This is a genomic window from Haloferula sargassicola (genome assembly GCF_040362925.1).
GTDB classification, from domain to species: domain Bacteria; phylum Verrucomicrobiota; class Verrucomicrobiia; order Verrucomicrobiales; family Akkermansiaceae; genus Haloferula; species Haloferula sargassicola.
This window is the reverse complement of the sequence record NZ_BAABRI010000011.1, coordinates 189455-198083: the sequence shown is the minus strand read 5'-3', so window position 1 is coordinate 198083 and position 8629 is coordinate 189455. Positions and strand designations below refer to the sequence as shown.

8 protein-coding genes are annotated in these 8629 nt (G+C 63.6%); 4 read left to right on the top strand and 4 right to left on the bottom strand.

From position 1 onward, the window contains the following. The 4 genes from ABXH26_RS11470 to ABXH26_RS11455 all read left to right on the top strand — a co-directional run. A partial coding sequence (locus tag ABXH26_RS11470) for a C-type lectin-like domain-containing protein (protein WP_353567210.1) occupies positions 1-1232 on the top strand: 1232 nt, incomplete at its 5' end. A 154-nt stretch (positions 1233-1386) separates the two neighbouring features. Further along, a complete protein-coding gene (locus tag ABXH26_RS11465) occupies positions 1387-1875 on the top strand; it encodes a bacterioferritin (RefSeq protein ID WP_353567211.1) in 489 nt (162 codons plus the stop codon). A 100-nt stretch (positions 1876-1975) separates the two neighbouring features. Continuing rightward, positions 1976-2704: a YoaK family protein gene (locus ABXH26_RS11460; protein ID WP_353567209.1), complete on the top strand. Its 729-nt coding sequence runs from the start codon at positions 1976-1978 to the stop codon at positions 2702-2704. 149 nt (positions 2705-2853) lie between these two features. Beyond that, positions 2854-3882, top strand: a complete 1029-nt coding sequence (locus ABXH26_RS11455; protein ID WP_353567208.1) for a helix-turn-helix domain-containing protein — start codon at positions 2854-2856, stop codon at positions 3880-3882. 1 nt (position 3883) lies between these two features. Here the strand turns inward: ABXH26_RS11455 and ABXH26_RS11450 are convergent, their stop codons facing one another. From ABXH26_RS11450 to ABXH26_RS11435, 4 genes are all read right to left on the bottom strand, one after another. Continuing rightward, entirely contained in the window at positions 3884-4438 is a 555-nt protein-coding gene (locus tag ABXH26_RS11450) for a PepSY-associated TM helix domain-containing protein (RefSeq protein ID WP_353567207.1), read from the bottom strand. Beyond that, a complete protein-coding gene (locus tag ABXH26_RS11445) occupies positions 4435-5364 on the bottom strand; it encodes a sirohydrochlorin chelatase (RefSeq protein WP_353567206.1) in 930 nt (309 codons plus the stop codon). Before ABXH26_RS11445 ends, ABXH26_RS11450 begins: the two co-directional genes overlap by 4 nt. A gap of 116 nt (positions 5365-5480) precedes the next feature. Next, positions 5481-6257, bottom strand: a complete 777-nt coding sequence (locus tag ABXH26_RS11440; protein WP_353567205.1) for a DNRLRE domain-containing protein — start codon at positions 6255-6257, stop codon at positions 5481-5483. 4 nt (positions 6258-6261) lie between these two features. Next, positions 6262-8586, bottom strand: coding sequence for a TonB-dependent hemoglobin/transferrin/lactoferrin family receptor (locus tag ABXH26_RS11435; RefSeq protein ID WP_353567204.1), 2325 nt, complete (start codon positions 8584-8586; stop codon positions 6262-6264). Positions 8587-8629 lie beyond the last annotated feature (43 nt).

Below are 8629 nucleotides of genomic sequence, written 5' to 3'. Positions count from 1 at the left end.
GGGCTCACCTCGCCACCGTCGAGGACCAGGTCGGCTTCACCTGGCTCACCAAATTCGTGCCCGAGGAAACCACCGTCTGGCTCGGGGCGGGGCGGATCGATGGCAAAAGCTGGGTGCAGGTCGATGGTACGCCGTGGCCGCTGAACCGCGACCCCTCCGGCGCCGGCGATTTCGCCACCCTCGATGCCCTCGGCATCGCCCGCGCCAAGTCGCGCGACACCGAGCTGCCCTTCCTCATCCAGTGGCGCCGGGATTCCTCGAACCCCGGCTCCCTGGAGGCCATGCTGCAACGCGCCGCCGACACCGTCTTCTCGCCGAAGCCGGTATTTCCGCCGGGCACGCGCGCGCAGGATGTCCGCCACTTCTGCGCCATCATGCGGCCGGTCGGGCGCGAGGAAGCCATGGGCTTGGCCAAGCTCGCCGGCGGCACCCTCGCCGCCCCCGCCACCCGCGACGAGCAGCTCTGGATGGAGGAAAGCTACCGCAGCCTCGTGGCGCCCGAAGGCGTCTGGCTCGGCGCGGAAAAAAAGGGATCGACCTGGATCTGGACCACCGGGGAAACCTGGGACGCCACCGCCTGGGCCGAAGGTGCCCTGCCCGACGATCTCGGCCGCTCCGCCATGGTCTTCGTGCCGGGCAAGGGCTGGCAGGATACCTCGCCGAGCCAGACCGCTGATGGTTTCATGATCGAATGGAGCCTCGACGGCGGAGCCCCGGCGGTCAGCGACGAGGGCGAAGCCGCCTTGGGCAACGCCGCGGTGTCCGAACTCCGCGGCAAGGCCGTCGAGCTGGTCACCAAGGCCGAGGCGGATCACCGCAAGGACCTCATCGCCAACCGCGACAAGCTGGTCTGGGACCTCAACGTCTGGCTGCGCGGCCTCAACGTCAACGATCGCAACCGCTGGGAGGCGCACAACACCGCCCTCGTCGCGAAACTGCAGGATGCCGAGGACGGTCGCATCCCGTCGCCCGCCGCGCTGACCGAAAACAAGGAGATCCTCCTGTCCGCGGACATGAAGAAGAACTGCGCCTTCTACTTCGAAAAGCAGGCCAAGATCGACGCCGGGAACGTCCAGGAGCTGAAAAGAATCCGCGACGCCTACGCCAAGCGGCTGCAGACGATCGCCGACGACCTCCCCGAGGCCGGCAACGACGAGGTGGTCGCCTCCATCACCCGCATGATCCACCACTCCCAGAACGTCGAGGGCTGGGCCCGCGGGCTCACCCAGTGATTTTCTCTCTGCCACTGCTGGCGAGGCATAGGGGATTCACGTAGCTGTCACACCTCATGGTCGCTTCAAGAACCAGGTCTCCCCAAATTTCCGCAAACGTAAGTTGGTCCTCGATGAGGAACTTAGTGAACGGGAAATAAGAATGGTAGATGAGATGAACCGGGAAGCGACACTCAAGAATCTTCAGACGGCCCTTGCCATGGAATTGACAGCCGCCCATCAGTATCAGCTGCATGCGAGTGTCCTGTCGGATTGGGGGCTGGACCGATTGGCAACGAAGATGCGTCACGAAATGGCTGAGGAACTTGGACACTCCGATTCCTACATCCAACGAATCCTATTCCTGAAAGGAGAACCCCATCTCATGTTGGAAAAAGCGCCGGTGCTCGCTGAATCGCTGGCGCAGATGTTCGAAGCGGATCTTAAGGACGAGAAGGAGGCGATCACGTTTTACACCGCAGCCTCCCTCCAGGCAGCTGAAGACGGAGACATTGGTTCCCGCACGCTCTTCGATAGCATAGTTCTCGATGAGGAAGGCCACATGGGTTGGCTGGAACTGCAGCTTGACCTGCTCAAGAGGATGGGTGAACCCGCTTACATTGCGAAGCACATGTCTGCTCCCGGCGAGGGCGAGCCGGCCTAGGGCTCCTCAATGTCCGAACGGTCCGGGCGAAGGCAACGAGGGTAGGTACGCCGTCGGGCCTCGAGGTTCGGCAGCCCTTGGAAAATGGGCATGCGGATGGGTGGCGTTGACCGTGGCCCGCCCGATTGAAATAATCTTGGCTGTGGAGCACCCCGACACGCCCTTGTCACCCCGCAGAATTCTTCTGGGGGGCTGTTTTTTGTCTGCTCTCGCGGCAGCGGTGAATACCGACTTCATGATTCGCCTCGGCGTGTCGGTGAGTCACCTGACGGGGGATTTTTCCAAAGTTACGATTGAGGCGAATCGGAACGGCCTTCATTGGTCGACCTCTGTCACCCTTCTGCTTGTCACGATATCCGGTTTTGTGGGCGGGGCAGCGGCGTCAGGATTTTTCATCCACCATCCACGGATCGATGTCTCAAGGCCCTATGGACGTTCCATTCAAGGCATTGGCTGTGCCTTCCTGCTTGCCCAGGCGGTCATGGGACGCTCCCAGACGGTGGCCTGTTTTCTCGCTGCGGGTGGATGTGGGTTTCAAAACGCTCTCGCTACCCATTACCGTGGGGTTGTCCTTCGAACGACCCACCTCACCGGGCTGCTGACCGATTTGGGACAGATGATCGGGATGAAGCTGCGTGGGCGCAGTGTGGATCTCTGGAAAATCACCACGCCGCTCGCCTTGGCCCTCTCCTTTACCATGGGAGCGTCGGCGGCGGCCTTGATGAGGATCGAACTTCACGTCCCCGTTCTTGGGTGGTGTGGACTGGCTTATCTGGGAGGGGGGCTGATTTGGTCGGGCATCAAGCGCTGGAAACGAATGAGCGACTGAGAAAAGCAGAGGGAGTGTCTTTTGGGCGGGGGATCCGAGGAGGTGGTGCGTGTCCCTCTTAGAATTCGATCCCTATGAAACCCCTTCTTTTAATGCTGCTGTGCTGGAACTCCTGTCCGATGCCGGTCCGGTGATCATCACCCTGCCGGATGGTAGCCGTCAGCTTTATCTCACCCGGCGGTAGCGAGTTTGCTCGGGGAACCGCTTTCCAGACGAAGTTGGAACCTTGGTTCGGCGCCGACGAGATCGGCGCCGGGTCACAGATGAGACCGGGTCGCAATAAAGCTTTGCCCGGGGTTCCGGCTGGTGACATGAATGGCGGTGTGGAACTGAAGCGCTGGATCGATCTTAGCGGGGTGTCGTGCTGGCGGCTTGGTGGTCGATCGGTTCATGCGGGAAGCACATGGCAGACGCGGGTGTCAGGAGAGATCTGGCTTTGGCTGAATGGCGGAGGCGAGGGGGTCATCTGGGGCGCGGAGGACCGGATGTATCTGCGGCCCGGGATGTATGCGATCTTCGGTGAAGACACCGAGGAGAAGTGGCGCTGGACGCGGTTGCCGGGTGATCACCAGGCTGAGGTGCTGGTGATTTCGCGATCATGGATCGCCCGCAGGCTGGGAGGAACCAGCCAACATGTGCATCCGCGGTTTTCCCAGTGGCTGACGGGGGGTGGAAAGCTGGCATTCGCCGGACTGATGAGCGGGCCTGAGAAGGAGTTGATGGAGGGGCTTCAGTGGATGACCGGGAGCGAGCCGGGAGCATCGCTGCGAGTTGAAGCGCGGGTCCTTGAATGGGCGGCGGTGCGGCTTTTCCGAACCGGTCGATCGGACGCCGGCGCAGGCTTTTGTCATGCCATCCGCAGCCGCACCGATCCGGTGAAGCGGGCGTTGGCGGTGATGGAGGAACGACTGGCGGAGCCAATGGATCTCAAAACGCTGGGTCGGGAATGCGGAGTCTCGCCCACTCACCTGAGCCGGATGGTGAAACAGCGAACCGGCCGGACCCTGCGCGAGCATTTGCGACGGATTCGGGTCGCTCACGCCTGCGAACTGCTCAGCGTGAGCGGCACGCGGGTAACGGAGGTGGCGCTGGATGTCGGCTATCAGAGCCTCAGCCATTTCGCAAAGGCCTTCCGGGAGGAAACCGGAAAGTCGCCGGGGGAATGGGCGCGGCGGTAAGTCAGCCCATTCCAAGGAAAACCAAAGGAGCAACGAGTCCGAGAAGGCCAAGGATGGCACCGCGCCAGCGGAAGCCGAAGCGGCCGCGGGCGAGGAACAGGCCGCTGAGGGTGACGGCGATGAGCGCGAGGGAAAACAGGTCGGAGTAGTACTTCCACCAGCCGCGGGGATTGAGGTGGAGAAAGTTGACCTGATAGAAGACGGGGCGGCGCCGCAGGGCTTCGTATTCACCTTCGCCGGTGCGGAGGTTGATGAGTGCCGAACCGGCCTCGGTGAAAACCTTCAGTTTCGCCGCGGAGGGAAAATCGTGGGTGCGGTAGCGGTCGTCGATTCCGGCCTCGGCGAGGACGGCCTGGAGGAGTTCGCGATCCAGCTCCGAACGGTCCTGGGGAAGATCGGCCTGTATTTCACGGCGTTCGACCATGAAGCTGGGGTTCCAATCGTCGCGGTGATTGAGGGCGACGCCCGAGAGGGCGAAAACGATCACCATGCCGGCGAAGAAGTAGCCGCAATCGCGATGGATGGTGAGCAGCCAGTAGCGGAAGCCGCGTCTCATGGGGTGGCGATGCGCGCGGCGTGGTCGAGGCTGGATTCGATGACCCAGCGGTTGATGTTTTCGTCCGGCAGGATGGCGTCGTGAAGGTAGGCGACGCGTTCGGCCTGACCGGTTTCCTTGATGCCGCCGCCAATGATGCGGCCTTGGAAATTCTCATCGACGGCGACGAGGACAGGGATCACGAGCGCGCGCGGGTGCCTGGCGAGGATGGTGAGAATGGCCTCGGTGGTGGGCTCGGTGCGGTATCGGGCGATGTGTCCACACCAGGCATGGGAGGAGTCGGGGAAACCGAGTTCGTCGCAGGTGCTGCGGCCGATCTCCTCGATCAGTGTGGTCCACTCTTCGTTGTAAGGTTCACTGCCGTAGGCGACGAGCACCAGGCCTTCCTGCGAGGGGTCCTTGCTCATGGCGGCGGCCCGGCGGGCCACGTTTTTCCGCAAAACATCGGGGAAATCGAGCAGCGGCGTGAGGGTGACGCGGGCGTGCGGACGATAGACCTCGGTGCCTTCAAGCTTGAGACGGGCGAGGGTGGCGGCGTCCTCGCGCTGGCCGGCGATGACCGGGATGTCATCGAAGGAGTGGCCGCTGACGGTGAGCAGCATGGGGATGAGGATGACGTCGGTGAAACCTTCCTCGTCGAACTCCCGGAGGCGGGTGGCGATGGAAGGCTCGGTGTATTCCATGAAGGCCGAGCGCACCTCATCGATGGCGGGATCGGCGAGGAGCTCATCCCGCACGGAGTTTTCCACATCCAGCAGCATCTCACGCCAACTGGCGGAGTGGGAACCGTGGCTGACGATCAGCACGGCGCTACGGTGGGGAGCGGAGGTGTTTTCCCGAGCCGCGGCGGATTCGGAGGCCGGCGGATCGCAGGAAATGAGGCAAAATGAGGCGGCGAGAAGCGGAAGGGCCCGCATAAGTTTCATGGCAGGCCGGATGATCTTCCGTCCGGGTTCTGCAAGCTAGCGGTCGCTTGCGGAAGGCTAGCGTTGGATTGCACTGATCTTGCTGCCTTGAGCGACGATGCCGATTTCATGACCTGTTATTCCGGATCGGAATTGAGGCGGAAGAAGGTGGGGGTGGGTCCGGGCATGACGGTGTGGGATGCCACGCCATCAATGATCGTCGGGGCGGCGGTGACGGAGGACCACGCTCTGAACTCCGTGGATTGCTCCAAGGTCCAGGTGGTGTCGGCGGGCCAGCGAAGGACCATTTCGCCGTTTTCCTGAGAGATAGACAGCGTGGGTTCCTGCTTCCTTTCCGTCAGGACGAGTTGCGGAGAGAAACCGGGAAACTCCATGGAGGCGAAGGTGACGTTGAGTTCAGCGGGATCCTCGGTGGCGGGGCGGAGGAGGATGCCGTAGTTCGGCTGGGCGCCGGAAAGCCACTCGCGGACCAGCGGGGTGAGGTCGAATTCCACCCAACTGTCGATCGAGTCGGTGGTGATAGGGAAAGCCCCTTGATAGGCCTCGGGCTGGAGCGAATTCCAGCGGAGCGTGTCCACCGTCCAGGCCGCGCCCTGGCGGAAAACCTCGACATCTCCCGCGCCGAGGTCCCCGAAGGCTGAATCGGGCGCGAGGACGAAAAGCCTCAGAGTGGCGGAGCCGAGCTGATCGGCAGCGAGGGCGATGCCGGAAAGGTCGAACTGCACCACGGAGTGCTGCGAGTGCGGCGCCCCCGGTCCACTGGCACTCACGCCGAGGCTGAAGGTGGAACTGGTGGGCTGGTCGAGATACGCATAAACGTCACTGTCCCGTAGCGGAGTGAGCGTCTGCGCGTGGAGGGAGGCGGTGAGCAGGATGAGGGCGGGGGTTTTCATGGGCTCAGAAGGTTTTGGTGACGGTGAGGCTGAAATTGCGGCCGGGCGCGGTGCTGCGGTCATCGGTGGCGGTTCCGCCGAGGTGCCCGTTGCCACGGCGGACGCTGCTCCAGGCCCAGTATTTCTCGTCGAGGAGGTTGTTGAGGCCGAGGTGGACCTGGAGGTTCTCGGTGGGTTGCCACCAGGCAGCGAGGTCGAGGGTGAACCACGACGGCGGGCGGAAATAGTTGCCCTGGTTGGTGGTGGGATCGATACGGTCCACCGATGCCGTCCAGGTGCCGGTGAGGCGCGCTCCGAAGGTGCTACTGGAGTTCTCGTAGCTGAGGAAGCCGATTGCCTGCATCGGCTCGATCGAGTTGAGAGGCTGGTCGTCGGTCAGGTTCGTGCCGCGGGTCCAGGCGGCGGAAAGACCGAGCTGCCAGCCTTCGGCAGCGGGGTGGAAATGGCCGGCTTCGAGGATGCCGGAGAGCTCGACGCCGTAGATTTCCGCCTCGCCGCGGTTCTCGGTGGTGACGAGCGATCGTCCGTCGGCCGCGGTGCCGGTGATGACTCCGTTTTCGATGAAATCCCGATAGTGGGTGTAGTGGGCGGTGGCCTGCGCGCGGCCGGCCGGGCCCTCGGATTTGAGGCCCAGCTCGAAGGCATCGCTGGTTTCCTCCTCGAGGTCCGGATTCGGGATCGTGATGCTGCCGGTCGGACTGCCGCCGGATGGCGGGTGGTCGAAGACCATCGAGAGCTCTTCCGCCGAGGGATTTCGCACGCCGTGGGCATAGGCGAAGTAAGCGAGAAGGGGATCGCTGGGTTTCCAGGAAACGGTCAACCGCGGGGAGATCGCGAGATTCTCGAAATCGGTCGGCCGCTGTTGGCTGAAGCGTCCGCCACCGAGTTCCGCCAGGCGCTCGAGGTAGGCGGCGTTCGGGTCGGGCGCGATCGATTGGTAGTCGAAGCGCAGGCCCGGGCTGAGCGTCCAGCGGTCGTTCAGCTCGATCTCGTCCTGCACGAAGACTCCGGCGCGCAGCGTCTCGGTGGGGGCGAAGGCGGTCCGGTTCCGGCTGACGCCATTGTCGAAGCGGACGAAGGTGTTTTCAGAGGTCTCGCGCGAAAGTTCGAGACCACTGGTGAGGAAATGCCGGCTCTCCCAAGGTCCGGTGAAGCGATGGCGGGCGATGGAGGAGAGGCCGAGGATGTCGGTATCGAAGGTGATCCGTTGCCGGCGCGTGCGCTCCGTGCCGGGGACGGGAACGCCTTGAGCGAGAAGGGGCAGGGAGGCGGCGTCGTTGTCGCTGCGTGATCCGGCGTGCTGCCAGTAGAGGTGGGTGTCGAGGCTGTCGAGCCGGGCCATGCCCGGCTCGAAATTCCAGCGCAGGCTGACCCGTTGACGGTCGAGGGATTGCTTGTTGAGGACGTAATCGGTGAAGACGGGAAAGGCCGAAGTGACGGCACTGCGGGCATCGATGAAGGTCTCGCGCTCGAAGAGCTCGACGGCGAGGCGGAACAGGTGGTCATTGAGGCGGTGCTCGGCCTTGAACAGCGCGGCGAGGGACCGGAAGTCGGACGGGTTGGGCGGCAGATTACCGTTGTTTTCCGTTTCCTCGCCCCAGCGCCCGGCGTAGAGGAGCATGACCGCGGTGTCGCCCTGTCTCAGCGCGCCTCCAGCCTGGGCGGCGAAGCTCTGGTTGGCCGAGAAATACTGCGTGCGTAGTAGGCCGCCGGCGTTTCCCCCGTGGAGAAAGGAATCGGGATCCGGAGTGCGGAAAGAGACCACGCCCCCGAGCGCGTCGCTGCCGTAGAGGGCGCTGGCGCCGCCCTTGAGGACCTCGACCATCTCGAACATGGAGGGATCGAAGTAATCGCGGCCGACGCCGCCCGCGCCGCCGGAGTCGCCCATGTCGAAGGAGGTGGAGACGTACTGCGGCGGCTGGCGGATGCCGTCCAGCTCGATGGCGATGCGGTTGCCTTCGATGCCGCGGATGTTGATCGATCCGTAGCCGCTCTGTCCGTAGGCGAAGGCTCCATCGCCGCTGGTGAAATCGAAGGGCAGGCTGATGGAGGGATCGTATTTGGCGAAGCCGGCAAGATCGAAGGTTCCCGCGCGGACCAGGTCCTCGGCAGTGGCACTGAGGACCGAACCGGGCGAGTCAATCCAGGAGCGTTCGTTACGCGATCCGACGGTGACGACCAACTCGTCGAGCTCGCCGGCGAAGTCGTGGTTGGCAAGCCGGCTGGAGTCATCGATTTCCTCCGCTCCGGCGGGATGCGCGAAAAGCCACACCAGAGACGCGATGCGTGGAACGTGCGCGGCGAGGGCGGAGCCGGGATGGGGTCGCATGGAAAGGGTGGGAAATCCGGAGGCGACGTCGCCGCCGAAGAAG